The sequence below is a fragment of the Kitasatospora sp. NPDC059817 genome, from assembly GCF_042731835.1.
Taxonomy (GTDB): domain Bacteria; phylum Actinomycetota; class Actinomycetes; order Streptomycetales; family Streptomycetaceae; genus Kitasatospora.
On record NZ_JBHWIR010000081.1, the window covers coordinates 1 to 25,972 of the forward strand.

Annotated in this window: 14 protein-coding genes and 1 pseudogene; 5 read left to right on the forward strand and 10 right to left on the reverse strand. The window is 72.8% G+C overall.

What is annotated here, in order from left to right:
• Positions 1-789 (forward strand): annotated as a pseudogene (locus ACFV61_RS18955) (hypothetical protein); the annotation flags it as partial.
• A gap of 124 nt (positions 790-913) precedes the next feature.
• On the opposite strand, the gene pyk reads toward ACFV61_RS18955, so the two are convergent.
• The 3 genes from pyk to pta all read right to left on the reverse strand — a co-directional run bounded on the left by pyk (position 914) and on the right by pta (position 5,800).
• Positions 914-2,341 (reverse strand): pyruvate kinase, encoded by a 1,428-nt coding sequence (pyk, locus tag ACFV61_RS18960; RefSeq protein ID WP_063347766.1) that lies wholly within the window; start codon positions 2,339-2,341, stop codon positions 914-916.
• 94 nt (positions 2,342-2,435) lie between these two features.
• Positions 2,436-3,650 (reverse strand): acetate kinase, encoded by a 1,215-nt coding sequence (locus tag ACFV61_RS18965; RefSeq protein WP_380492780.1) that lies wholly within the window; start codon positions 3,648-3,650, stop codon positions 2,436-2,438.
• Positions 3,647-5,800, reverse strand: a complete 2,154-nt coding sequence (pta, locus tag ACFV61_RS18970; protein ID WP_380492782.1) for a phosphate acetyltransferase — start codon at positions 5,798-5,800, stop codon at positions 3,647-3,649. Before pta ends, ACFV61_RS18965 begins: the two co-directional genes overlap by 4 nt.
• Positions 5,801-5,978: 178 nt before the next feature.
• Between pta and ACFV61_RS18975 the strand changes: the two genes are divergently transcribed.
• Positions 5,979-6,260, forward strand: a complete 282-nt coding sequence (locus ACFV61_RS18975) for a type II toxin-antitoxin system Phd/YefM family antitoxin (protein WP_063347763.1) — start codon at positions 5,979-5,981, stop codon at positions 6,258-6,260.
• Positions 6,257-6,661 carry a type II toxin-antitoxin system VapC family toxin gene (locus tag ACFV61_RS18980; RefSeq protein ID WP_380492784.1) on the forward strand — a complete coding sequence of 135 codons (405 nt, stop codon included), beginning with the start codon at positions 6,257-6,259 and terminating at the stop codon, positions 6,659-6,661. Before ACFV61_RS18975 ends, ACFV61_RS18980 begins: the two co-directional genes overlap by 4 nt.
• Before the next feature lie 48 nt (positions 6,662-6,709).
• On the opposite strand, the gene glgB is transcribed toward ACFV61_RS18980, so the two are convergent.
• The 4 genes from glgB to ACFV61_RS19000 form a co-directional block, all read right to left on the reverse strand.
• Positions 6,710-9,076 (reverse strand): 1,4-alpha-glucan branching enzyme, encoded by a 2,367-nt coding sequence (gene glgB, locus ACFV61_RS18985; RefSeq protein WP_380492786.1) that lies wholly within the window; start codon positions 9,074-9,076, stop codon positions 6,710-6,712.
• A gap of 113 nt (positions 9,077-9,189) precedes the next feature.
• Positions 9,190-10,680: a phosphotransferase gene (locus ACFV61_RS18990; protein WP_380336691.1), complete on the reverse strand. Its 1,491-nt coding sequence runs from the start codon at positions 10,678-10,680 to the stop codon at positions 9,190-9,192.
• A gap of 241 nt (positions 10,681-10,921) precedes the next feature.
• Positions 10,922-12,646, reverse strand: a complete 1,725-nt coding sequence (treS, locus tag ACFV61_RS18995) for a maltose alpha-D-glucosyltransferase (RefSeq protein ID WP_063347760.1) — start codon at positions 12,644-12,646, stop codon at positions 10,922-10,924.
• Positions 12,643-14,598: an alpha-1,4-glucan--maltose-1-phosphate maltosyltransferase gene (locus ACFV61_RS19000; RefSeq protein WP_063351131.1), complete on the reverse strand. Its 1,956-nt coding sequence runs from the start codon at positions 14,596-14,598 to the stop codon at positions 12,643-12,645. Before ACFV61_RS19000 ends, treS begins: the two co-directional genes overlap by 4 nt.
• 1,007 nt (positions 14,599-15,605) lie before the next feature.
• On the opposite strand from ACFV61_RS19000, the gene glgP reads away from it, so the two are divergent.
• On the forward strand, positions 15,606-18,287 hold the full coding sequence (gene glgP, locus ACFV61_RS19005; RefSeq protein ID WP_380424268.1) for an alpha-glucan family phosphorylase: 2,682 nt from the start codon (positions 15,606-15,608) through the stop codon (positions 18,285-18,287).
• 35 nt (positions 18,288-18,322) lie between these two features.
• Here the strand turns inward: glgP and ACFV61_RS19010 are convergent, their stop codons facing one another.
• The 3 genes from ACFV61_RS19010 to glgX all read right to left on the reverse strand — a co-directional run bounded on the left by ACFV61_RS19010 (position 18,323) and on the right by glgX (position 24,357).
• Entirely contained in the window at positions 18,323-20,164 is a 1,842-nt protein-coding gene (locus ACFV61_RS19010; RefSeq protein ID WP_380492788.1) for an ABC transporter ATP-binding protein, read from the reverse strand.
• Entirely contained in the window at positions 20,161-21,981 is a 1,821-nt protein-coding gene (locus ACFV61_RS19015; RefSeq protein ID WP_380492790.1) for an ABC transporter ATP-binding protein, read from the reverse strand. The genes ACFV61_RS19010 and ACFV61_RS19015 overlap by 4 nt, the downstream gene beginning before the upstream one ends.
• Before the next feature lie 168 nt (positions 21,982-22,149).
• The gene (gene glgX / locus ACFV61_RS19020; RefSeq protein WP_380492792.1) at positions 22,150-24,357 is read right to left on the reverse strand and encodes a glycogen debranching protein GlgX; all 2,208 of its coding nucleotides are present in this window, start codon (positions 24,355-24,357) and stop codon (positions 22,150-22,152) included.
• A gap of 297 nt (positions 24,358-24,654) precedes the next feature.
• On the opposite strand from glgX, the gene ACFV61_RS19025 reads away from it, so the two are divergent.
• On the forward strand, positions 24,655-25,972 hold a 1,318-nt coding region (locus tag ACFV61_RS19025; RefSeq protein WP_380492794.1), incomplete at its 3' end, for an Ig-like domain-containing protein.

Consider the following 25,972-nt stretch of genomic DNA (forward strand, 5'->3'; position numbering starts at 1 on the left):
CCGCAGGCCCCGACGACCGGGGCCCCGGCCGACGCGCAGCCCGGCACCCCGCCGCCCGCCGCCGGCAGCGGCGAGCAGACCCCGGCGGGCGACCAGACCTCGCCCGCCGCGACGGCCCCCGCCGCCGGTGGCCCGGCCGACGGCACGACGGGGAAGCCGAGCGGCAAGGCGAGCCCGAGGACGGCCCCCGCCACCCCGTCCGGGGCCGCCACCGACACCCCGTCGTCCTCGCCGAGCGCCAACCCCAACTGCGCGGTGGACACCAGCGGCCTGACCGCCGGCGCGCCCGCCACCGGGGACGTCGTCCCGCAGCAGAACTGGACGCTGGCGACCAGCCGGCTGGCGCTGCACGGCGCGGCCTTCCACGGCGTCTACGACGTGCGGACCCCGACCGGCACCAAGCGGGTGCTGAAGTTCGTGGTGGACACCGTCGACATCGACAACCTCGACATGTCGACGTTGCAGGGCAACGGCAAGACCTTCCACGTGAAGGGCGCCCCCGGCTCGACCTCGACCATGCGCAAGGGCCCGGTCACGATGTACGTGGAGCGGCTGTCCGGCCACCTCTCCAAGGTGCTCGGCCTGCCGATCCCGATCGACCTGGGCGAGATCACGCTCACCCCGGACACCCTGCCGCGCTGGCTGTACGACCTGATCGGCTCGATCCCGATCCCGCTGGACCTGGAGCTGACCGGGGTCACCGCCAAGCAGGCCGGCCAGTTCGGCGGCACGCTGACCATCCCCGGCATGCGCCTGTTCAACGACGACGCGCCGTACAGCGACAAGTAGACGCGCCGTACGGCGACGAGTAGGCGACCGGCAGCCGCGCCACGGCGGCGGCGACGTCGCGAGAACGCCCGTGGGGCGGCCCTCCACCGGAGGACCGCCCCACGGGCGTCGGTGCCACGGGGTGTTACTCGCCCCGGGTGCCCAGGTGGTGCACCTGGACCATGTTGGTGTTGCCGGGGATGCCGGGGGGCGAGCCGGCGGTGACGATGACGGTCGCGCCCTCGGCGAGCTGGCCCATGCTGAGCAGCTCGCGGTCGACCTGGGCGACCATCGCGTCGGTGGACCCGACCTGCTCGGTGACGTGCGCCTCGACGCCCCAGCTCAGCGAGAGCTGGTTGCGGGTGGCGACGTCCGGGGTGAACGCGATCACCGGGATCGGTGAACGGTAGCGGGACAGACGGCGGGCGGTGTCACCGGACTTGGTGAACGCGACCAGCGCCTGGCCGTTCAGGAAGTCGCCCAGCTCGCACGCGGCGCGGGCGATCGAGCCGCCCTGGGTGCGCGGCTTGCGGCCCGGGTTGAGCGGCTGGAGGCCCTGGGACAGCAGCTCCTCCTCGGCCCTCTCGGCGATCCGGCTCATGGTGCGGACGGTCTCGATCGGGTACTTGCCGACGCTCGACTCGGCGGACAGCATGACCGCGTCGGTGCCGTCCAGGATGGCGTTGGCGACGTCGGAGACCTCGGCGCGGGTGGGGCGCGAGGCGTGGATCATCGACTCCATCATCTGGGTGGCGACGATGACGGGCTTGGCGTTGCGGCGGGCCAGCGTGATCAGCTGCTTCTGGACCAGCGGCACCCGCTCCAGCGGGTACTCGACGGCCAGGTCGCCGCGGGCGACCATGATGGCGTCGAAGGCGAGGACGATCTCCTCCATGGCCTCGACGGCCTGCGGCTTCTCGATCTTGGCGATGACCGGCACGCGGATGCCGACCTCGTCCATGACCTCGTGGACGTCCTTGACGTCGTCCGCGTTGCGGACGAAGGACAGGGCGACCATGTCGACGCCCAGGCGCAGCGAGAAGCGCAGGTCGTCCTTGTCCTTCTCGGACAGGGCGGGCACGTTCACGGCCGCGCCGGGCAGGTTGATGCCCTTGTTGTTCGAGAGCACGCCGCCCTCGATCACCACGGTCTTCACCCGCGGGCCGTCGACGCTGACGACCTCCAGGGCGATGACGCCGTCGTTGATCAGGATCGGGTCGCCGGGCTTGACGTCGCCGGGCAGGCCCTTGTAGGTGGTGCCGCAGATGTGCTGGTCACCGGGGACGTCCTCGGTGGTGATGGTGAACTCGTCGCCGTTGTCGACGGTCACCGGGCCGTTGGCGAAGGTCGCCAGACGGATCTTGGGACCCTGGAGGTCGGCCAGGACGCCGATGGCCTTGCCGGTGTCCTCCGAGACCTGGCGGACCTTGCGGTACCGCTCCTCGTGGTCCGCGTGGTTGCCGTGGCTCATGTTCAGTCGGGCGACGTTCATGCCCGCCTCGACGATGGCCTTCAGCTGTTCGTAGGAGTCCGTCGCCGGACCCAGGGTGCAGACAATTTTCGCTCGGCGCATATGGATCAGTCTATCCGTTCGTGTTATAGGTGCATTCGGCACGAATCGTGAGGAATCGCCAACGAAGGATCCCGAGGGGCGAGACGGCGTCCAGTCAGTCCCCGGACGGCCGGTGGACCAGGGCGAAGGCCTGTCGGGCGATCTCCAGTTCCTCGTCGGTGGGCACCACGGCGACCGCCACCCGGGCGTACGCGGGCGAGATGATCCGGGCCTCGCCGGAGCGCACCGAGTTCAGCTCGGGGTCGACCGCGATGCCCAGTTCGTCCAGCCCGGCGGTGGCCGCCGCGCGCACCGGCGCCGCGTTCTCCCCGACGCCCGCGGTGAACGCGATCGCGTCCACCCGGCCGAGCACGGCGTAGTAGCCGCCGATGTACTTGCGCAGCCGGTGGATGTACGCGTCGAAGGCGAGCTTCGCGTCGGCGTCCCCGGCCTCGGCCCGGCGCATGATCTCGCGCATGTCGTTGTCGCCGCACAGGCCGCGCAGACCGCTGCGGCGGTTGAGCAGGTCGTCGATCTCGTCGATCGACAGCCCGCCCACCCGGTGCAGGTGGAACACCACACCGGCGTCGATGTCGCCCGAACGGGTGCCCATGACCAGGCCCTCCAGCGGGGTCAGGCCCATCGAGGTGTCCAGGCAGCGACCGCCGGCGACCGCCGAGGCGGAGGCGCCGTTGCCCAGGTGCAGCACGATCACGTTCACCTCGGCCGGGTCCTTGCCGAGCAGCCGGGCGGTGGCCCGCGAGACGTACTGGTGCGAGGTGCCGTGGAAGCCGTAGCGGCGCACCCGGTGCTCGTCGGCCACGGCCTTGTCGATCGCGTACCGGGCCGAGAACTCCGGCATCGAGGCGTGGAAGGCGGTGTCGAAGACGGCCACCTGGGGGAGGTCCGGGCGCAGCGCGCGGGCCACCTCGATGCCGGTGATGTTGGCCGGGTTGTGCAGCGGCGCGACCGGGATCAGCCGGCGGATCTCCTTGAGCACGTCGTCGGTGACCACGGTCGGCTCGGTGAACCGCTTGCCGCCGTGCACCACCCGGTGGCCGATCGCGGCCAGCTCGGGGGAGTCCAGCCCGAGGCCGTCGGCGGCCAGCTCCTCGGCGACGGCCTTCAGGGCGGCGGAGTGGTCCGGGAAGAGCTGCGGCAGCTCGCGCGGCCCGCCCGCGTGCGGGGTGTGCACCAGCCGCCCGCCGGGCTCGCCGATCCGCTCCACCAGGCCGGAGGCCAGCCGGGCACCGTCCAGCATGTCGATCAGCTGGTACTTCACCGACGAGGAGCCGGCGTTCAGCACGAGAACGCGCGTTCCTTCGCTCATGCCTGCGACTCCTTGTCGTCCTGGGCCTGGATGGCGGTGATCGCGACGGTGTTGACGATGTCCTGGACCAGCGCGCCGCGCGAGAGGTCGTTGACGGGCTTGCGCAGGCCTTGGAGGACGGGGCCGACCGCAACCGCGCCCGCCGAGCGCTGGACCGCCTTGTAGGTGTTGTTGCCGGTGTTGAGGTCCGGGAAGATCAGCACGGTCGCCCGGCCCGCCACCGCGGAGCCCGGCAGCTTGGTGGCCGCGACGTGGGCGTCCACCGCCGCGTCGTACTGGATCGGGCCCTCGACCAGGATGTCCGGCCGCAGCTCGCGGACCAGCTCGGTGGCCTTGCGGACCTTGTCGACGTCCGCGCCGGAGCCGGAGGTGCCGGTCGAGTACGAGAGCATCGCGACCCGCGGCTCCACCCCGAACTGGGCGGCGGTGGCGGCGGACTGGATCGCGATGTCGGCCAGCTGCTGGGCGTCCGGGTCGGGGTTGACCGCGCAGTCGCCGTACACCAGCACCTTGTCGGCCAGGCACATGAAGAAGACGCTCGACACGATGGCCGCGCCCGGCGAGGTCTTGATCACCTCGAAGGCGGGCCGGATGGTCGCGGCGGTGGAGTGCACCGCGCCGGAGACCATGCCGTCCGCGATGCCCTCCTGGACCATCAGGGTGCCGAAGTACGAGACGTCGGTGACCACGTCCAGCGCCAGCTCGACGGTCATCCCCTTGTGGGCGCGCAGCCGGGCGTACAGCTCGGCGAACTGGCGGCGCAGCGGGCTGGTGGTCGGGTCGACGATCCGGACCTGGGCGCGGTCGCCGCCCGGCTGTTCCTGCGGGAGGTCGATGCCGAGGCCCGCGGCCTTGCGGCGCACCGCGTCGGCCTCGCCGAGCAGGGTGAGGTCGCAGATGTTGCGGCGCAGCAGGATCTCGGCCGCGCGCAGCACCCGCTCCTCGGTGCCCTCCGGCAGGACGACGTGCCGCCGGCTTGCCCGGGCCCGCTCCAGCAGCGCGTGCTCGAACATCATCGGGGTGACGCGTTCGGACCGGCCGACCTCGATCAGGTTGGTCAACTCGGCCGTGTCGACATGCAGTTCGAACAGTCCGAGGGCGATCTCGGCCTTCCGCGGACTGGCCGCGGTGAGCTTGCCCTCCAGGTGGGTGAGGGTCGCGGCGGTCGGCCAGCTGCCCTCCGGGACGACCGCGACCGGGGTGCCGGGGGCGAGCCGGGCGGCCAGCGCCATCACGTTCGGGCCGGGGTGCTGGCCGAGCGTCAGCAGCACGCCGGCGATCGGCGGGGCGCCGGCGGCGTGCGCGGCCAGCGAGCCGATCACCAGGTCGGCGCGGTCCCCGGGGGTGACGACCAGGGCGCCCTCGGTCAGGGCGTCCAGGAAGGTGGGCAGCATGGCGCCGCCGAAGACGAAGCCGCGGACGTCCCGGGCCAGGCCGGCGGCGTCCCCGAGCAGGACCTCGGCGCCGGTCGTCTCGACCAGCTGGGCGACGGTCGGCGCGGCCAGCGCCGGCTCCTCCGGGATGACGTAGGCGGGGATCGGCAGCTTCTCGGTGAGCTTGCGCTGGATCCGCTGCTTGGCGCCCGGGGTGACCCGGTTGGCGATCATCGCCAGGGTCTCGCAGCCCAGGTCGGTGAACGCCCGGTGGGCGTTGCGGACCTCGGCGATGACGGCCTCCGGGTCCTCGGCGTGCCCGCCGACCACCGGCAGCACGGCGGCGCCGAACTCGTTGGCCAGCCGGGCGTTGAAGGCCAGCTCGTCCGGGATGTTGGTGTCGGCGAAGTCGGTGCCGAGCACCAGCACCGCCTGGCAGCGCCGCTCCAGCGCGCGGAATCGGTCGACCAGGGTGGAGACCAGCTCGTCCTGCCCCTGGGCGGCCTGCAGCGCGGCGGCCTCCTCGTAGCTGAGCCCGTACAGCTCGGAACTCGGCAGGTCGATCCGGTACCGGCCGCGCAGCAGTTCCACCACGTGGTCCGAGCCCGGCTCGCCCCCGGCCCGGCGGCCGGCAGGTGCTCCCGCGTGCGCGTGCACCAGCGGCCGGAACACCCCGACCCGGTCCACCTGGCGGGTGAGCAGTTCCATGACCCCGAGTTCGACCGCCTGCCGGCCGTCCCCCCGGTCGATACCGGTCACGTACACGCTGCGCGCCACGTGGGTGTCTCCGTCCCGTCGTCTCGGAATATGGCCATATCGACCATACCTTCGCACCACGAACGGGCGTCCGCGAGCAGAGCGGCCCGGCGGGGGCAAGGGCTGAACGTCCTGGGCTCGGGGTTTGCGCCGCGGCCCGCCCTTGATGTACCTACATAATGTAGTTACATTGGAAGGCATGGAGACCATGGGACTGCGTGAGCTCAACCAGAACCCGTCCAAGGCGGTCGCGCGGGTCCGGGCCGGCGCGACGATCGTCGTCACCGACCGCGGGCGGCCCGTGCTGAGGCTGGTGCCGGAGGAGCCCCCGGCGACGACCCTCGAACGCATGATCGCGGCCGGCGAGGTCACCCCGCCCGCCGAGGAGGGCATGCCCGAGCTGGCCCTCGACCTGCTGCCGGACATCGGCAGCCTCTCGGACCTCCTGGTGGAAGACCGCGAACGGGAGCGGAACCGTTGATCTACCTCGACTCCTGCGCGCTGCTGAAGTTCATCAAGCCGGAGCCGGAGACGGCCGCACTGCGGGCGTGGCGGCAGGCGCTGCCCGCCGGGACCGAGCTGATCTCCAGCGCGCTGGCCCGGCTGGAGATCACCCGCACCCTGCTCCGCGCGGGCCTGGCCCACCAGCAGGTCCCCTACTACGTGGACCAGGCGCTCCGGGGCAGCCACCAGGTCGACCTCAGCAGCGCGGTGCTCGCCCGGGCGCTCTCCTACCGCACTCCGCGCCTCGGCTCGCTGGACGCGTTGCACCTGGCCAGCGCGGACCCGTTCCGCACGGAGCTGACCGAGTTCATCACCTACGACCGCGAGCTGGGCAGGGCCGCGGAGGACCTCGGCTTCCCGGTGTCGGCACCGAGCTGAGGGCCTGCCCGGCCGGGCAGGCCCTCAGACACTCAGGTGCTCAGGCCCTCAGCGGGCCGGGCGGAGCCAGAGGGTGGCGAGCGGTGGGAGGACCAGTTCGGCGGAGCGGGGCTGGTCGTGCCAGGGGGTCGGTTCGGCCTTGACCGGGTGGGAGTTGCCGATGCCGCCGCCGCCGTAGGCCTCGGCGTCGGTGTTGAGCAGTTCCTCCCACAGCTGGTCGCGGCCGTCCAGGTCGGGTAGGCCGACCCGGTGGCCGTGCCGGACGACGGGGGAGAAGTTGCAGACCGCGACCAGCGGCGAGCCGTCGGCCGCGTACCGGGCGAAGGAGAGCAGGTTGTCCTCGGCGGCGCCGCCGTCGAGCCAGCGGAAGCCGTCCGGGGTGGTGTCCCGTTCCCATAGGGCGGGGGTGTCCAGGTAGTGCCGGTTGAGGTCGCGGACCAGCCGGCGGACGCCGTGGTGGTCCTGGTGGGCGGGCCACTGCTCGTCGAGCACCCACCACTGCGGGCCCTGTTCGTGGTCCCATTCCGCGCCCTGGGCGAACTCCTGTCCCATGAAGAGCAGTTGCTTGCCCGGGTGGGACCACATGAAGCCCAGGTAGGCGCGGTGGTTGGCGCGCTGCTGCCACCAGTCGCCGGGCATCTTGGAGACCAGCGCCTGCTTGCCGTGCACCACCTCGTCGTGCGAGATCGGCAGGACGTAGTTCTCCGAGTAGGCGTACACCATCGAGAAGGTGATCTCGTTGTGGTGGAACTTGCGGTGCACCGGCTCCTTGGACATGTAGACCAGCGAGTCGTGCATCCAGCCCATGTTCCACTTGAGCCCGAAGCCGAGGCCGCCGGCGTCGGTGGGGCGGGTGACGCCGTCCCAGGCGGTGGACTCCTCGGCGATGGTGACCACGCCGGGGCAGCGCCGGTAGACGGTGGCGTTCATCTCCTGCAGGAACGCGGCCGCGTCCGGGTTCTCCCGGCCGCCGTGCTGGTTGGGCGTCCAGGCGCCGCCCTCGCGGGAGTAGTCGAGGTAGAGCATCGAGGCGACGGCGTCCACCCGCAGGCCGTCGATGTGGAACTCCTCGCACCAGTAGACCGCGTTGGCGACGAGGAAGTTGCGCACCTCCGTGCGGCCGTAGTCGAACTCCAGGGTTCCCCAGTCGGGGTGCTCGGCGCGCAGCGGGTCGGCCGGCTCGTACAGCGGCTCGCCGTCGAAGCGGGCGAGCGCGAAGGCGTCCTTGGGGAAGTGGGCGGGCACCCAGTCGACGATCACGCCGATGCCGTGCCGGTGCAGGGTGTCGACCAGGTGGCGGAAGTCGTCGGGGCTGCCGAGCCGGGCGGTGGGGGCGTAGTAGCCGGACACCTGGTAGCCCCAGGAGCCGCCGAAGGGGTGCTCCATGACCGGCATGAACTCCACGTGGGTGAAGTTCAACTCCTTGAGGTAGCGCGGCAGTTCCTCGGCGATGGCGCGGTAGCTGGTGAGGTCGGGCCGCCAGGAGGCCAGGTGCAGCTCGTAGACGGACATCGGCGCCCGGTGGTGCGCGGCGCGGGCCCGGCGGGCCATCCACTCGCCGTCCTGCCAGCGGTGGTCGGAGGAGGTGACCACCGAGGCGGTGGCGGGCGGGCACTGGGCGGCCCGGGCGAGCGGGTCGGCCTTGTCGAGCACCCAGCCCTGCCGGGTGTGGATCTCGTACTTGTACGCGGCGCCCTCGGCGAGGCCCGGGACGAAGAGCTCCCAGATGCCGGACGAGCCGAGCGAGCGCATCGGGTGCCCGGTGCCGTCCCAGTGGTTGAAGTCGCCGATCAGCCGGACGCCGACGGCGTTCGGTGCCCAGACCGCGAAGGCGGTGCCGGCGACGCCGTCGACGGTGCGCACGTGCGAGCCGAGGGCCTGCCACAGCTGCTCGTGCCGGCCTTCGGAGATCAGGTGCAGGTCGAGTTCGCCGAGGGTGGGCGGGGTGCGGTAGCCGTCGTGCTGGGCCAGCGGCTCGCCGCCGGGGTAGGTCACCAGCAGCCGGTAGTCCACGGTGTCGGCGCCGGCCACCAGCCCGGTGAACAACCCGCCCTGCTGATGGGTGAGTTCGGCCGGGCCCTGGGTGGTCTCGACGACCACCCGCTCGGCGAACGGGCGCAGCACCCGGATCGCGGTGCCGCCGTGCACCGGGTGCGCGCCGAGCAGGGCGTGCGGGTCGTGGTGCTGCCCGCCGACCAGCCGGTCCACCTCGGACGGCGGCAGCGGCGCCTCGGGCAGGCGCAGCGAGGCGGTGGGCGGAGCCGTGACCGGTGCGGACTCCGAGGCCGGCACGGGTTTGCCGGCCGGCACGGACTCCTCGGCCGGGACGGGCTCGGGCCGGGGCGAGTCCGGGCCGGCCAGGAAGGTGGCCGGGACGGGGCGGGTGGTGCGGCCGGGCGGGTCGAGCGGCGTCACGGCTGGGTCCTCCTGCGACGGGGGGTGGGCTAACTCCAGGGCGGCGGAACCGGGGGTGCGGGTGGGGCAGGGGATGCGGGCGGGGCAGGGGGGTGCGGGCGGGGCCGGGGCGGTCAGACGGTGAGGGCGAGCCGGTTGATCGCGGCGAGCGGGATCGGCAGCCAGCTCGGCCGGTGCCGGGCCTCGTACACGACCTCGTACACCGCCTTGTCGATCTCCAGGGCCCGCATCAGCTCCGGTGAGGCCGCCGGGTCGGCGCCGCCGCCGGCGGTGTAGCCGGCGCAGAAGGCGGTGCGGTTGCGCTGGGCCCAGGCGGCGGCGAGGTGGGCGAGTTCCGGGTCGACCGGGCCGCCGGCCAGCAGGTGGGCGGCCGCGTAGTCGAAGGAGCGGAGCATCGCGGCGACGTCGCGCAGCGCGGGCTGCGGTTCGCGGCGTTCGTTGACGGATTTGGCGGGTTCGCCCTCGAAGTCCAGCAGCACCCAGCCGTGCGGGGTGCGCATGGCCTGTCCGAGGTGCAGGTCGCCGTGGATGCGCTGGACGGGCAGGCCGTCGGGGTGGGCGTCGGCGAGTTGCTGGAAGGCGGTGCGCAGTGCGGCCCGGTAGCGCAGCAGGCCGGGGACGGCGGCGACGGCGCTGTCCAGCCGGTCGGCCATGGTGGTGGCGAGCCGGCTGGTCTGGGCGCGGTCGAGCCGGGCGACCGGCATCGAGCGGGCCAGGACCCGGTGGACTTCGGCGGTGGCCCGGCCGAGCCGGTGGGCCTCGATGGCGAAGTTGCCGGGGGAGGGGTCGCCCTTGAGCCGGCCGACCTGGTCGAGGGCGAGCTCCCAGCCGTCCTCGGCGTCCGGCAGGTAGCGCTGGAGCAGCCCGAGGGTGGCGGGTTCGGCGCGTTCCAGCCGGCTCTCGAACCAGGCGGCGACCCGGGGGATCCGGGTGGAGCCGGCCCGGGAGAGGGCGAGGGAGAGTTCGAGGTCGGGGTTGGTGCCGGGGTGGATGCGGCGGAACAGCTTGAGGATGTACGAGGTGCCGTAGATGACCGAGCTGTTGGACTGCTCGGCGGTGGAGGCGCGGCCGGGGAGGTTGGCAGGGAGCCCGGAGCCGGGGGTGCGGCGGAAGGACAGCGAGCCGAACCGGTCGCCGGTGGCGAGGTGTTCCAGCAGCCGCCCGGTGAGTTCGGGGTCGTGGACGGCGTCGTAGAGCGCCGCGCCGTCGTACGGGCCCTGGCTGAGCCGGCCGAGCACGGCGCTGGGCTCGATGTCCGCGTGCCCGTCCGAGCGGATGCCGAGCAGGAGTTGGTAGATGTCGCCGTGCGGGGCGCCGACCGTGGTGGCGTGCTCGACCCGCAGCAGCAGGTGCAGCAGGGCGGGGTCGCCGACCTGGAGCGGGGTTCCGACCATCGGGGTGAGGCCGGTGATGGGCCGTCCCTTTCCGGCGTACCACCGCTGGGTGGGGAGCCACTCGGCGATCAGCGGCAGCGCGGCCTGGACGAGTTCGCTGACCCCCAGGGCGGCTCTCCGGGCCCCGGTGCTCCGCGCGCCCGCCGGTGCGGCGGGGTCGGCGGGGGCATCCTGCTGCACATGGGCTTGAGAACGGGAGGTTTCGGACATGACTCCCTTTCCCCGGAAGCGGGCGGACTGCCCGACGGGTCTGGCCGGGTCCGTCAGTCTTCCGGATTTCGGCGGCGCGGCGGCGGCGGCACGCGAGCGGGGCTCAGGTGTCACGCCTTCGTGTGGGTGGCCGTTGGGCTGTTCTCCGTACGCGGCGGTGCAGAGAACTCCGGGGGCGCAGGGGTTCAACTCGCGCCCCCGGAGGGTCTGGTGGTGCTGTGTGGCAGGGTGTGGCGGATCGTTACTTCGAGCGCCTGGTCCCGCTCAGCCGCGGTGGCTGCCGGAGCTGGAACCAGTAGAAGCCGTGGCCGGCCAGCGTGAGCAGGTAGGGCCACTCGCCGATGGAGGGGAAGCGCACCCCGCCGATCAGCTCGACCGGGTACCGTCCGCCGTACTGCCGCAGGTCCAGCTCGGTCGGCTGCGCGAACCGCGAGAAGTTGTTCACGCACATGACCAGGTCCCCCTCGTGTTCGCGCACGAAGGCCAGCACGGCGGGGTTGCTGGAGGGCAGTTCGGTGTACGTGCCGAGGCCGAACGCCGGATTGAGCTTGCGGATCTCGATCATGCGACGCGTCCAGTGCAGCAGCGAGCTCGAACTGCTCTGCTGCGCCTCGACGTTGGTCACCTGGTAGCCGTACACCGGGTCCATGATGGGCGGCAGACTGAGCCTGCCCGGGTCGGCGGAGGAGAAACCCGCGTTGCGGTCCGGGGTCCACTGCATCGGCGTGCGCACGCCGTCCCGGTCGCCCAGCCAGATGTTGTCGCCCATGCCGATCTCGTCCCCGTAGTAGAGGACCGGCGAGCCGGGCAGCGAGAACAGCAGGGCGGTGAACAGCTCGATCTGGTTGCGGTCGTTCTCCAGCAGCGGGGCGAGCCGGCGGCGGATGCCCACGTTGGCGCGCATCCGGGGGTCCTTGGCGTACTCCGCGTACATGTAGTCGCGCTCCTCGTCGGTGACCATCTCCAGGGTCAGCTCGTCGTGGTTGCGCAGGAAGATGCCCCACTGGCAGCCGCCGGGGATCTGCGGGGTCTTGCTGAGGATCTCCGACACCGGGTAGCGGGACTCCCGCCGCACGGCCATGAAGATCCGGGGCATCACCGGGAAGTGGAAGGCCATGTGGCACTCGTCGCCGCCCGCGGTGAAGTCGCCGAAGTAGTCGACGACGTCCTCGGGCCACTGGTTGGCCTCGGCCAGCAGCACGGTGTCGGGGTAGTCGGCGTCGATCTCCTTGCGGACCCGCTGGAGGAACTCGTGGGTCTCCGGCAGGTTCTCGCAGTTGGTGCCCTCGCGGGCGAACAGGTACGGCACCGCGTCCAGCCGGAAGCCGTCGATGCCGAGGTCGAGCCAGAACCGCAGTCCGGCGATCATCTCCTGCTGGACGCGGGGGTTGTCGTAGTTGAGGTCCGGCTGGTGGGAGAAGAACCGGTGCCAGAAGTACTGCTTGCGGACCGGGTCGTAGGTCCAGTTGGAGGTCTCGGTGTCGACGAAGATGATCCGGGCGTCCGGGTACTGCTTGTCGTCGTCGGCCCACATGTAGAAGTCGCCGTACGGGCCGTCCGGGTCCGTCCGGGAGGCCTGGAACCACGGGTGCTGGTCGCTGGTGTGGTTCATGACGAAGTCGATGATCACGCGCATGCCGCGGGCGTGCGCGGCGTCGACGAACTCCATGAAGTCGGCGAGGTCGCCGAACTCCGGCAGCACCGACTTGTAGTCGGCCACGTCGTACCCGCCGTCGCGCAGCGGCGAGGCGAAGAACGGCGGGAGCCAGAGGCAGTCGACCCCGAGCCACTGCAGGTAGTCGAGTTTGGTGGTGAGCCCCTTCAGGTCCCCGACCCCGTCGCCGTTGCTGTCCTGGAAGGACCGCACCAGCACCTCGTAGAAGACCGCACGCTTGAACCACTCCGGGTCCAGGTTCTTCTTCGAGGTCTCCGGGAAGGTGTCGGGGACGGGCTCGTTCACAGTCACGCTGGGTTCCTCCGAACCGTGAGGAGGTGAGCCGGCTCGGCTGAGGGATCGAGCCGGACGTAGTTGTGCCGGCCCCAGGTGTAGACGGCGCCGGTGAGCTCGTCGTGCACCGCGTACGGGCCGTCGCCGTCGAGGGTGACGGTGGCCTCCTGGACGTGGTGCGGGTCGAGGTTGACCACGGTGACGACCTGGTCGGTGAGGCCCTCGGGGGTGGTCGCGGTCTTGGAGTAGGCGAGCACCTGGTCGTTGTCCGTGGGGTGGAAGCGCAGGTTGCGCAGCTGCTGGAGGGCCGGGTGGCGCCGGCGCAGCCGGTTCAGCACGGTGAGCAGCGGGGCGAGGGAGTCGGTGCGGGTCCAGTCGCGGGGGCGCAGCTCGTACTTCTCCGAGTGCAGGTACTCCTCGGAGCCGGGGTGGGCCGGCTCGTCCTCGTACAGCTCGAAGCCGGCGTAGACGCCGTAGCTGGGGGCGAGGGTGGCGGCGAGCACGGCGCGGATCGCGAACGCGGCGCGGCCGCCGTGCTGGAGGTAGTCGTGCAGGATGTCCGGGGTGTTGGCGAAGAAGTTGGGCCGCATGTAGGCGGCGGCGTCACCGGTGAGTTCGGTGAGGTACTCGGTGAGTTCCGGCTTGGTGGTGCGCCAGGTGAAGTACGTGTACGACTGGTGGAAACCGATCTTCCCCAGGGTGTGCATCATCGCGGGCCGGGTGAAGGCCTCCGCCAGGAAGACGACGTCCGGGTCGGTGCGGGCGATGTCGGCGAGCACCTTCTCCCAGAACGCCACCGGTTTGGTGTGCGGGTTGTCGACCCGGAAGATCCGAACGCCGTGGGACATCCAGAACCGGAGGATCCGGATGGTTTCCTTGACGATTCCTTCCATGTCCTGGTCGAAGTTGATCGGATAGATGTCCTGGTACTTCTTCGGCGGGTTCTCGGCGTACGCGATGGTGCCGTCCCCGCGGTGGCTGAACCATTCCGGGTGCTTGTTCACCCACGGGTGGTCGGGGGAGCACTGGAGGGCGAAGTCCAGCGCCACCTCCAGGTGCAGGGCCTCGGCCTCGGCGACGAAGTGGTCGAAGTCCTCGATCGTGCCGAGGTCGGGGTGGACGGCGTCGTGGCCGCCCTCGGGGGAGCCGATCGCCCAGGGCGAGCCGACGTCGTGCGGACCGGCCGTCAGGGCGTTGTCCGGCCCCTTGCGGAAGGCTCGCCCGATCGGGTGCACCGGCGGCAGGTAGACCACGTCGAAGCCCATCGCGGCGACGGCCGGCAGCCGCTCGGCGGCGGTGCGCAGGGTGCCCGAACGCGGCGGCTCGACGCCGCCCGGATCCACCACCGCGCCCTCCGAGCGGGGGAAGAACTCGTACCAGGAGCCGTACAGCGCGCGCTCGCGGTCCACCTGGAGCGGCAGCGGGCGGGAGGCGCTGAGCAGTTCGCGCAGCGGGTACCGGGCCAGCAGGTCCAGCACCTCGGGGGCGAGCGCGGCGGCCAGCCGGGACAGCGGCGGCAGGCCGGGGTCGCGCAGCGCGTCGGCGGCGGCCAGCACGTGCGCGCGGCCCTCCTTCTTCGGCACGCCGACCGCGGCCTGCTCCAGCAGCCGGGCGCCGTCCTCCAGGACCAGCGCGGTGTCGATCCCGGCCGGCAGCTTCACGGCGGCGGTCCGGCGCCAGGTGGCGACCGGGTCGCTCCACGCCTCGACCAGGTATGACCAGCGGCCGGACGCGGTCGGGGTGACGTGCGCGCCCCAACGGTCGGTGCCCTCGGCCAGCTCGCGCATCGGCGTCCACGGGCCGCCGCGGCCGCGCGGGTCGCGCAGCACCACGTTGGCGTTGACGGCGTCGTGGCCCTCGCGGAACACGGTCGCGGTGACCAGGAAGGTCTCGCCGACGACGGCCTTGGCCGGGCGGCGGCCGGAGTCGACGAGGGGGCTGACGTCCAGGACGGGGATGCGGCCGATCACGGTGTCGCTCTCTGTCGTCTTGCGGGCGGCGGGCTTGCGGGCGGAGGCCTTGCGCGGCGCGGCGCCGGAGGTGCCCTCGGCGGTGGTCCCGGCGGTCCCGGCGGCGTCGGCGGTGGCCTTCGCGGTGGCGGCGGCGCGGCGCGTGGTGGTGGTGCGCCTGCGCGGTGCCGCGGTCCGGCCCTCCTCGGCCCCGGGTTGTCGGGCCGCTTCGGCCGGCTCGGTGCGGACCGCCCCGGCGGCCCGCGGCGCCGGCATCGCCGGATCCGTCCGAGTGTCAGAATCCATCCGTCCGGCGGATTCCGCGACCGCTGCGTCGTGGCTGTCGGCCACCGGTGTGGACTGGTCCCGCGTGTCGCCGTGCATGTCAAACTCCTGCCCGAGATCGGCGGCAGCTCCCGCGGGCCGGGGATGGGCCAGGGGAGTACCGGGAGGACTGCTGGGTGGGGAGGACGTGCGACCGGAAGCCTGCCCGCGCCGCCGTCCCCGGCAACCTGCCCGGCGCCCGCCGAGCCCTCGACGGGAGCCCTGGAGCCGCGCGCGTCCCGGCGCGCGCCTCCAGGGGCACGCCCCTGGGCGACCCGGTCGACCCGTGAACGAGCAGGCCGAGTACGAGGACACGCGTCGGTGCGAGGTGAGCGCCGAATGGGCTAAGAAGAAGGGGAACGATCAACGCGAAAAGGATTCGGACGTGCTGCTTCAAGGCGGACGCCACCCGCCGCCGCACTCCCCGCAGCATCAACGACCTTGAGTCATCCTCGCACCGGGGACAAGACTTTTGCAGCGGTACGACAGTAGTTTCGGGCTTTGTCCTGAGCGGATGAGTCATCGGAAATGGACCTGTTCCGCAGTGTTCATGCATTGGTAGCGCAGGACCCCGGAAATGTGCGCCGCGCGCGCCCCCCGTGCAGACCAATGCGCCGAATGCGATCTCATCAATAGGCCGAACGGATGCCCAATAGCCCACTTGACGCACTGTCATGACGGACATCGCGGCTACGCTTCACGCCGTGAAGGCAATCCGCAGATTCACCGTCCGCACCGTCCTGCCCGAACAACTCCAGCCGCTGCACGAGCTGGCCCTCAACCTGCGCTGGTCCTGGCACCCCGAGACCAGGGACCTCTTCCGGTCCGTGGACCCGGAGGTCTGGGCCGCGACCGGCGAGGACCCGGTGCGGCTGCTCGGGGAGGTCCCGGCCGCCCGGCTCGCCGCCCTCGCCGCCGACCGGCGGTTCCTGCGCAGACTCGGCGACCTCGCCGACGACCTGCGCGAGTACCTCAGCGGCCCGCGCTGGTACCAGGCCCAGCAGGAGGCCGGCACCACCCCGCCACCCGCCGCCATCGCCTACTTCTCCCCCGAGTACGGCATCGCCGCCGCGCTGCCGCAGTACTCCGGCGGGCTCGGCATCCTGGCCGGCGACCACCTCAAGGCCGCCAGCGACCTCGGCGTCCCGATCATCGGCGTCGGCCTGTTCTACCGGCACGGCTACTTCCGGCAGTCCCTCAACCGGGACGGCTGGCAGCAGGAGCGCTACCCGCTGCTCGACCCGGACGAACTCGCGGTCAGCCTGCTCCGGGAGGACGACGGCACCCCCGGCCGGGTCGACCTCGCCCTGCCCGGCGGCCGTACCCTGGCCGCGCACATCTGGAAGGCCCAGGTCGGACGGGTCCCGCTGCTGCTCCTCGACTCCGACATCGAGGCCAACTCGCCCGCCGAGCGCGACGTCACCGACCGGCTCTACGGCGGCGGCAGCGAGCACCGGCTGCTCCAGGAGATGCTGCTCGGCATCGGCGGCGTCCGCGCCGTCCGCGCCTACTGCCGGCTCACCGGGCACCCCGCCCCCGAGGTGTTCCACACCAACGAGGGCCACGCGGGCTTCCTCGGCGTCGAACGGATCCGCGAGCTGGTCGCCACCGGCTCACCCGGCCCCGACAGCGTCGGCCTGGACTTCGCCGCCGCCCTGGAGTCCGTCCGGGCCGGCACCCTGTTCACCACCCACACGCCCGTCCCGGCCGGCATCGACCGCTTCGACCGCGAGCTGGTCGCCCGCCACTTCAGCGGCGACGCCGCCCTGCCGGGCGTCCCGGTCGAACCGGTGCTCGCGCTCGGCGCCGAGACCTGGCCCGGCGGGGACCCGAAGCTCTTCAACATGGCCGCCATGGGCCTGCGGCTCGCCCAGCGTGCCAACGGGGTCTCCACCCTGCACGGCGAGGTCAGCCGCTCCATGTTCAACGGCCTCTGGCCCGGCTTCGACGCCACCGAGGTGCCGATCACCTCCGTCACCAACGGCGTCCACGCCGCCACCTGGATCGACCCGGCGGTCGTGCGGCTCGGCGCCGCCGAGATCGGCGCCGACCGCGCCGAGGACGCCATGACCACCGGCGACGCCAAGCGCTGGACCGGCCTGGAACGGATCGGCAACACCGAGATCTGGGACCTGCGCCGCAGCCTGCGCGCCCAGCTGGTCGACGAGGCCCGCCGCCGGCTGCGCGACTCCTGGCGCCAGCGCGGCGCCGGCGAGGCCGAACTCGGCTGGGTCTCCTCGGTGCTCGACCCCGACGTGCTCACCATCGGCTTCGCCCGCCGGGTGCCCTCGTACAAGCGGCTCACCCTGATGCTGCGCGACCCGGACCGGCTGCGCGCCCTGCTGCTGCACCCCGTCCGGCCGGTGCAGATCGTGGTCGCCGGCAAGGCCCACCCGGCCGACGACGGCGGCAAGCGGCTGATCCAGCAGATGGTCGCCTTCGCCGACGACCCGGCCGTCCGGCACCGGATCGTCTTCCTGCCGGACTACGACATGGCGATGGCCCGGCACCTCTACCCGGGCTGCGACGTCTGGCTGAACAACCCGCTGCGCCCGCTGGAGGCCTGCGGCACCTCCGGGATGAAGGCCGCGCTCAACGGCTGCCTCAACCTGTCCGTCCTGGACGGCTGGTGGGACGAGTGGTACGACGGCCAGAACGGCTGGGCGATCCCCACCGCCGACGAGACCGGCGGCGTGCTCGACCCGGAGAGCAGCGAGGCCGAGCGCCGTGACGACATCGAGGCCGCCGCGCTGTACGACCTGATCGAGGACCAGGTCGCCGGCCGGTTCTACGACCGGGGCACGGACGGGCTGCCGCACCGCTGGATCGCCATGGTCCGGCACACCCTCGTCACCCTCGGCCCCAAGGTGCTGGCCGGGCGGATGGTCCGCGAGTACGTCGAACGGCTGTACACCCCGGCGGCGCTGGCCCAGCGGGAGCTGTCGGCGGCGGAGCACCACGGCGCCCTGGAGCTGGCGGCCTGGAAGGCGAAGGTCCGGGAGGCCTGGCCGGCCGTCCGGGTCGAGCACGTCGAGGCGGACTGTCCGGACGAGGCGCAGGAACTGGGCAGCTCGCTGGCGCTGCGGGTGCAGGTCGCGCTCGGGGCGCTGGAGCCGGGCGACGTCGAGGTGCAGGCGGTGTCCGGCCGGGTGGACGAGACGGACGGCATCTCGGACGGCTGCGTGCTCGCCCTCAAGCCGGTCGGCGGGTCCGACCTGGACGGCCGGACCCGCTACGAGGGCTCGCTGGAGCTGGGCCGGACCGGCCCGTTCGGCTACACCGTCCGGGTGCTGCCGGCCCACCCGCGGCTGGCCTCCCCGGCGGAGCTGGGGCTGGTGGCCCTGCCCGCCGAGTCGTCGGGGATGGACGCGGGGGTGCTGCGGTGAGGCCCCGCCGCGGGGAGCGCCGGACCTAGGAGGACCTAGACCAGGCTGTCCCGCCAGGCCTGGTGGAGGGCGGCGAAGCGGCCGGATCCGTCGATCAGCTCCTGCGGGGAGCCGTCCTCGACGATCCGGCCCTGGTCCATCACCAGGACGCGGTCGGCGATCTCCACGGTGGAGAGCCGGTGCGCGATGATCACCGCCGTCCGGCCGGCCAGCACCGTGCGCATGGCCCGCTGGACGGCCTGCTCGCCGGGGACGTCCAGCGAGCTGGTCGCCTCGTCGAGGATCAGCACCGCCGGGTCGGCGAGCAGGGCGCGGGCGAAGGCGACCAGCTGGCGCTGCCCGGCGGAGATCCGGCCGCCGCGCTTGCGCACGTCGGTGTCGAAGCCGTCCGGGAGCGCGGCGATGAACTCGTACGCGCCGATGTCCCGGGCGGCCTGCTCGACCTCCTCGCGGCCGGCGCCGGGGCGGCCGATCGCGATGTTCTCGGCGACGGTGCCGGAGAACAGGAAGGACTCCTGGGTCACCATCACCACGCCGCGCCGCAGCTCGGGGGTGGCGAGGTCGCGCAGGTCCACGCCGTCCAGCCGGATCCGGCCGTCGGTCGGGTCGTAGAAGCGGGCCAGCAGCTTGGCGACCGTCGACTTGCCGGCGCCGGTCGCGCCGACCACCGCCACCGTCTGCCCGGCCGGGATCACCAGGTCGAACGGCGGCAGCACCTGCTTGCCGGTGCGGTAGGCGAAACGGGTCTCCTCGAAGCGGACCTCGCGCCCCTTGCCGACGGCCTGCGGCAGTTCGGCGGGCGCGGCGGGTTCGGCGACGGTCGGCTCGTGGGCGAGCAGGCCGGCGATCTTCTCCAGCGCGGCGGCGGCCGACTGGTAGCTGTTCAGGAACATCGCCAGCTGGTCGATCGGGTCGTAGAGCCGGCGCAGGTAGAGCACGAAGGCGGTGAGCACGCCCAGTTCGACCGTGCCGTCGGCGACCAGGTAGGCGCCGAGCAGCACCACGCCGGTGGTCCACAGGTTGGCGGTGACGCGGGAGAGGCCGACGTAGCGGGCGATCTCCAGCAGGCCGTCCGCCGTCGCGGTGGCGGACTGCCGGTTGACCAGGCCGAAGGCCTCGTCGTTGGCCTTCTCGCGGCGGAAGGCCTGCACCGGGCGGATGCCGTTCATGGTCTCGGTGAAACGGACGATCAGCGAGGCGGCCGAGGTGCGGGAGCGGCGGTAGACCCGGCGCGAGCGGCTGCGGAAGGAGCGGGCGATCAGCGCCAGCGGCAGGATCGACGCCAGCGAGACCAGGCCGAGCCGCCAGTCCAGCACCAGCAGCAGCACCGAGATGTAGCAGACCGACAGGAGGACGGTCAGCAGCTCCTGGAGGCCCTCGGAGAGCAGCTCGCGCAGCGCGTCCACGTCGCTGGTGGCGCGGGAGATGATCCGGCCCGAGGTGTAGCGCTCGTGGAAGTCCAGGCTCAGCCGCTGGGCGTGCCGGAAGATCCGGCCGCGCAGCTCCAGCAGGATGTCCTGGTTGACCCGGGCGCTGATCTTGATGAACGCCCACTGCAGCAGCAGGCTGAGCAGCGCACAGCCCAGGTAGGCGCAGACCACCGCGATCAGCGGGCCGCTGTCGCTCTCGCGCAGTGCCGGGATGCCGCGGTCCATCGCGATGGCGACCAGCAGCGGGCCGGACTGCAGGGCCGCCTGCTGGATGAGAATCACCAGCATCGCGACGCCGATCCGGGCCCGGTGCGGGCCGAGCAGCGAGCGCAGCAGCGCCCGGGGCGCGCCGGGCGGGACGGGGATGTCCTCCTCGTCGGCCGGGGGCGGCGGCAGCTGTTCCTCGACCGGCTCGGCGGTCTCCCGTGGCGAGATGGTGGTGGTCATCGGGTGGTGCCCCCCTCGGAGACCAGTGCGGCCTCGGGCATCGGGGCGGACTCGCCCGACATCAGTTCGCGGTAGTGCGCGCAGTCGCGCAGCAGGTCCTGGTGGGTGCCGACGGCCTCGATCCGGCCGTCGGAGAGCACCGCGACCCGGTCGGCGAGCAGCACGGTGCTCGGGCGGTGGGCGACCACCAGGGCGGTGGTGGCGCCGAGGACCTGGCGCAGCGCCCGTTCGACCAGGGCCTCGGTGTGCACGTCGAGGGCGGAGAGCGGGTCGTCCAGCACCAGGAAGGCCGGGTCGCCGACCACCGCACGGGCCAGGGCGAGACGCTGGCGCTGGCCGCCGGACAGGCTCAGGCCCTGTTCGCCGACCTCGGTGTCCACGCCGTCCGGGAGCTTCTCCACGAAGGAGGCCTGGGCGGTGGCCAGGGCGGCGCGCAGCTGCCGGTCGTCCGCGCCCGGGGCGCCCATCAGGACGTTCTCCCGGACGGTGGCGGAGAACAGGGTGGGCTCCTCGAAGGCGACCGCGACCAGCTCGCGCAGCCGTTCCCGGGGGAGGTCGCGGATGTCCCGGCCGTCCAGGGTGATGGTGCCGGCCGTGGCCTCGTACAGGCGGGGGAGCAGTGCGGTGAGCGTGGTCTTGCCGCTGCCGGTGGCGCCGACCAGGGCCATCGTCTCGCCGCTGCGGATGTGCAGGTCGATGCCGGCCAGCAGGTCGGGGGTGTCGTCGGGGGCGTCGGGGTAGCGGAAGCGGACGCCGGTGAAGCGGATGCCGTCGGGGGTGGCGCCCAGGCCGTCGGCGGTGCCCGGGTCGGCGGTCTCGGGCTCGTCCAGCACCTCGAAGAAGCGGTCGGCGGCGGTGGCGGCCTCGTTGGCGTAGGCGAGCAGCCAGCCCAGGGACTCGACCGGCCAGCGCAGCGCCAGCGCGGTGGAGAGGAAGGCGACCAGGGTGCCGGCGCTCAGCTCGTCGTGGGCGACCAGGTAGGCGCCGGCGGCGAGGGCGCAGCCGAGGGCGATCTCGGGCAGGCCGACGATGACCGCCCAGAGGTTGGCGAGCAGCCCGGCCTTGCGCAGTTCGGTGCGGCGCAGGTCGTGGGCCTGGGCGCGGAAGCGCTCGGCCATCGAGCGGTGGCGGCCGAAGGCCTTGAGGATGCGGATGCCGAGGACGGACTCCTCGATGACGGTGGCGAGGTCGCCGTTCTGGTCCTGGGCGCGGCGGGAGGCGCCGGAGTAGCCCGCCTCGAACCGCCGGGTGAGTACGAACAGCGGGACGGCGGGCAGCAGGATGATCAGGGCGAGCCGCCAGTCCTGGGTGAACATCACCGCCGTGCCGGCGAGGAACATCACCGAGTTGACGATCAGGAAGACCAGCGGGAAGGCCAGAAACAGCCGCATGGTGTACATGTCGGCGGTGGCCCGGGAGAGCAGCTGGCCGGATCCCCAGCGCTCGTGGAAGGAGATCGGCAGCCGCTGGAGCTTGGCGAAGAGGTCGCCGCGCATGGCCGTCTCCAGCCCGGCCAGCGGGCGGGCCAGGACCACCCGGCGGGTGTAGAACAGCGAGGCCTCGACCAGTCCGAGGACCAGCAGCAGGCCGATCAGCGGCCAGAGCCCGCTCAGGTCGTGTTCGGCGAGCGGGCCGTCGACGATCCGGCCGAGGACCAGCGGGACGCCGAGGACGCTCAGCATGGCGACCAGGGCGGCGGCCACCGAGGTGGCCAACCGGCGGCGGACGGCTCGGGCGTAGGGCCACAGGCGCAGGAGGGAGCGGACCGTGGAGCGGTGCCCGGTCGCGGTGTCGTCGTCTTGTCGGTTCTCGGCCATCGTCGTGAGGGTAGGACGAGGTCGCGTCATTTCTCATCAGGTTTTTCACCCCTGACAGAACGCTTCGGCGAGAACCGGCCACCTGTACGGGTGGGGCGCGGGTGAAAAGCGGGGCGCGTGGGGCCGGCCGCAGGGGCCGGAGTGCGCCGCACGTGCGGCCGACACCGCTCAGGTCGTGGCGGCGGGCGCGCGCAGCAGCCGCAGCGAGCGCCCGGCCAGCAGCGTCGCGCCCTGCGGACAGGGCTCGCCGCCGCCCTCGACGGCGGTGTCGACCACCGTCTCGTACGCCTCCTCCGGCGCGGCCCAGGGCTCGCCGGGGAGGGCGAACAGCACCGGTTCGTGGCCGGCGTTGAGCAGCAGCAGGAAGCTGTCGTCCAGCGTCGGCCGCCCGGCCTCGTCCCGTTCGGACATCGCGGTGCCGGACAGCAGCATGCCCAGGCAGGCGGTCGGGGCGAACCAGTCGGCCTCGGTCATCTCCTTGCCCAGCGGCGTGAACCAGGCGAGGTCCGGCTGGCCGCCCGGGGCGGCGGCCCGGCCGGAGAAGAACGCCCGCTGCCGCAGCACCGGGTGGGCCCGGCGCAGCCGGATCAGCCGGGCGGTCAGCTCGCACAGCCCGCGCCAGCGGGGATCCGCCAGGAGCGACCAGTCCAGCCAGCCGAGTTCGTTGTCCTGGCAGTAGGCGTTGTTGTTGCCGCCCTGGGTGCGGCCCAGCTCGTCCCCGGCGGTGAGCATCGGGACGCCGGTGGAGAGCAGCAGTGTGGCCAGCAGGTTGCGCAGTTGGCGCAGCCGCAGGGCGTTCACCTCCGGGTCGGTGGTCTCGCCCTCGACGCCGTGGTTCCAGGACCGGTTGTCGTCGGTGCCGTCCCGGTTGGCCTCGCCGTTGGCCTCGTTGTGCTTGCGGTCGTAGCTGACCAGGTCGCGCAGCGTGAAACCGTCGTGCGCGGTCACGTAGTTGACGGAGGCGTACGGGCGGCGGCCGCCGCGCTGGTAGAGGTCGGAGGAGCCGGACAGCCGGTAGCCCAGCTCGCGCACGTCCGGGCGGGCGCCGCGCCAGAAGTCCCGCACGGTGTCCCGGTACTTGTCGTTCCACTCGGCCCACAGCGGCGGGAAGCCGCCGACCTGGTAGCCGCCCGGGCCGACGTCCCAGGGCTCGGCGATCAGCTTCACCCGGCTGAGCAGCGGATCCTGGGAGACGGCGGCGAGGAAGGGGTGGTCCATGTCCACCCCGTCGGTGCCGCGGGCGAGGGCGGCGGCGAGGTCGAAGCGGAAGCCGTCCACGCCCATCTCGGTGACCCAGTACCGCAGCGAGTCGGTGACCAGCCGGACCACCTGCGGGCGGCGGGTGTCCAGGGTGTTGCCGCAGCCGGTGAAGTCGGCGTAGCCGCGCGGGCGGTGCGGGGCCGGGCGGTAGTAGGCGGTGTTGTCGATGCCGCGCAGCGAGAGCATCGGGCCGAGTTCGGCGCCCTCCGCGGTGTGGTTGAACACCACGTCGAGGATCACCTCGATCCCGGCGGCGTGCAGGGCGCGGACCATCCGCTTGAACTCGCCGACCTGGCCGCCGCGCGAGCCGGCCGCCGAGTAGCCGGCGTGCGGGGCGAAGTAGCCGATCGTGTTGTAGCCCCAGTAGTTGACCAGGCCGCGCGACTGGAGGTGGTCCTCGCTGGCGTACTGGTGCACCGGCAGCAGCTCGACGGCGGTCACGCCGAGGCGGGTCAGGTGGGCGACGGCGGCCGGGTGGGCCAGGCCCGCGTAGGTGCCGCGGAGCTCCGGCGGGATGTCGGGGTGGCGCATGGTGAAGCCGCGCACGTGCAGTTCGTAGAGCACCGTCTCGGCCCACGGGGTCTTCGGGCGGTGGTCGTCGTACCAGTCGTCGTCATCGTGGACGACCACGGATCTGGGCACGTAGCGGGCCGAGTCGCGGTTGTCCCGGACGGTGTCGGCGACGTCCGCCTCCGGCCAGTTGCGGACGGCCGCGCAGACCGCGTCGTGGCTGGTGTAACAGCCGTCCACGGCACGGGCGTACGGGTCGAGCAGCAGCTTCGCCGGGTTCCAGCGGGCGCCGGTCCACGGATCCCACCGGCCGTGCACGCGGAAGCCGTACCGGGTGCCGGGGCGGACGCCGGGCAGGAAGCCGTGCCAGGTCTGGAAGTCCTGCTCGGTGAGGCGGTGCCGGCCCTCCCGGCCGTCCTCGTCGAACAGGCAGAGGTCGACCGCCTCGGCGCCGGCCGCCCAGAGCGCGAAGTTGGTGCCCTGGCGGCCCTGTTGGTCGGTCCGGAAGCGGGCGCCGAGCGGCTGCCAGCTGCCGGGCCACGGTGGCTCGGCGGTGTCCCCGCCGGGCGGCCGCACTCCGGCTTCCAGCTCCTGCCCTGACGCCATGGCCGCACCCTCCCTGGACGGGGTGTCCCGGACCCCGTTCACTTCCTCTTTCCCGGATTGCGCAGATCGGAAGCGGCTGAACGGGGGCTTACCGGCGGATGGCGGCCGATGGATGGGGGGATTTCGCGCGGCTGCGCGTGTCCCCGCCGCGATTGCCCTCGTTGTTCCCGGTATCGGGCGTTCCCGCTACCGGACGTTCCTGGCATCGGGAGTTCCCGGCGTCGGGCGTCCCCGGTGGCGGAGGCTCCCGGTACCGGATCTTCCCGGTACCGGACGTGGACAGTGGGAGGCCCCGGAATGCGGAGCCGAGGACGGGTGTGGGCGCGGCGGGCGGCGGCGGTGGCCTGGGGCCTCGCCGTCCTGACGGGGTGCGGCGGTCCCCCGGCGGCCCCCGCGCAGGACGCCGCCGGGCCCGGGGCGCACACCCCGCCCCCGCCGCCGTCCCGGGCGGTCGTCACGGCGCTGCCCGCCGACGGCGCCCAGGACGTGCTGCCGGAGGGCCCGGTCCGGGTGACGGCGGCGCAGGGCCGGCTGGTCACCGTCCGGCTGGCCGACGCCAAGGGCACCGAGGTTCCCGGCACGATCGCCCCGGACGGCGCCGCCTGGACACCCGACGGCCCGCTGCCGCTGGGCACCGCGTACACCCTGGACGCCGTCGCCGAGGATGACCAGGGCCAACGGGCGGCCCAGCACTCGGCGTTCTCCACGATGGCCCGGGCGCACACCTTCGTCGCCTTCTTCACCCCGGAGGACGGCTCCACCGTCGGCGTCGGCATGCCGGTGTCGCTGCGCTTCAGCCGGCCGATCACCGACCGGGCGGCGGTGGAGAAGGCCGTCCAGGTGAGCGCCGACCCGCCCGTCCCGGTGGCCGCGCACTGGTTCGGCAACCAGCGGCTGGACGTCCGCCCGCAGCAGTACTGGGCGGCCGGCACCAAGGTGACGGTGGCGCTGCGGCTGAAGGACGTGCAGGGCGCGCCGGGCGAGTTCGGCACCCAGACCAAGGACCTGCACTTCACCGTCGGCCGGGCCCAGGTCTCCACCGTCGACCTGGACGCGCACACCCTGACCGTCCGGGCCGGGCAGGGCGGCAAGGTGGTGCGGGTGCTCAAGGTGTCCGGCGGCAGCCGTGACCACTCCACCTACCGGGGCGTCATGGTGGTGTCGGAGAAGTACAAGGTGACCCGGATGAACTCGCAGACCGTCGGGATGGGCGACGAGTACGACATCAAGGACGTGCCGCACGCGATGCGGCTGACCAACTCCGGCACCTTCGTGCACGGCAACTACTGGGCGGACCCCGGGGTGTTCGGCGCGGCCAACACCAGCCACGGCTGCATCGGCCTGGCCGACGCCAAGGGCGGTGCGAGCAAGGACTCCCCGGCGGGCTGGCTGTTCGAGCACACCATCCCGGGGGACGTGCTGGAGGTGAAGGCCTCCGCGGGGGACTTCGTGCCGCCGCAGAACGGCCTCAACGGCTGGAACGTGCCGTGGGAGCAGTGGGTGGCGGGCAGCGCCCTCGGGTCGGTTGCCGGGCCGTCGGCCGGGCCCGCCGTGCGGGCCCCCCCCGGGGGCGCCCCCGCGTCCCCCCTCGGGGCCCCGGCGGCTGCGACCCCGA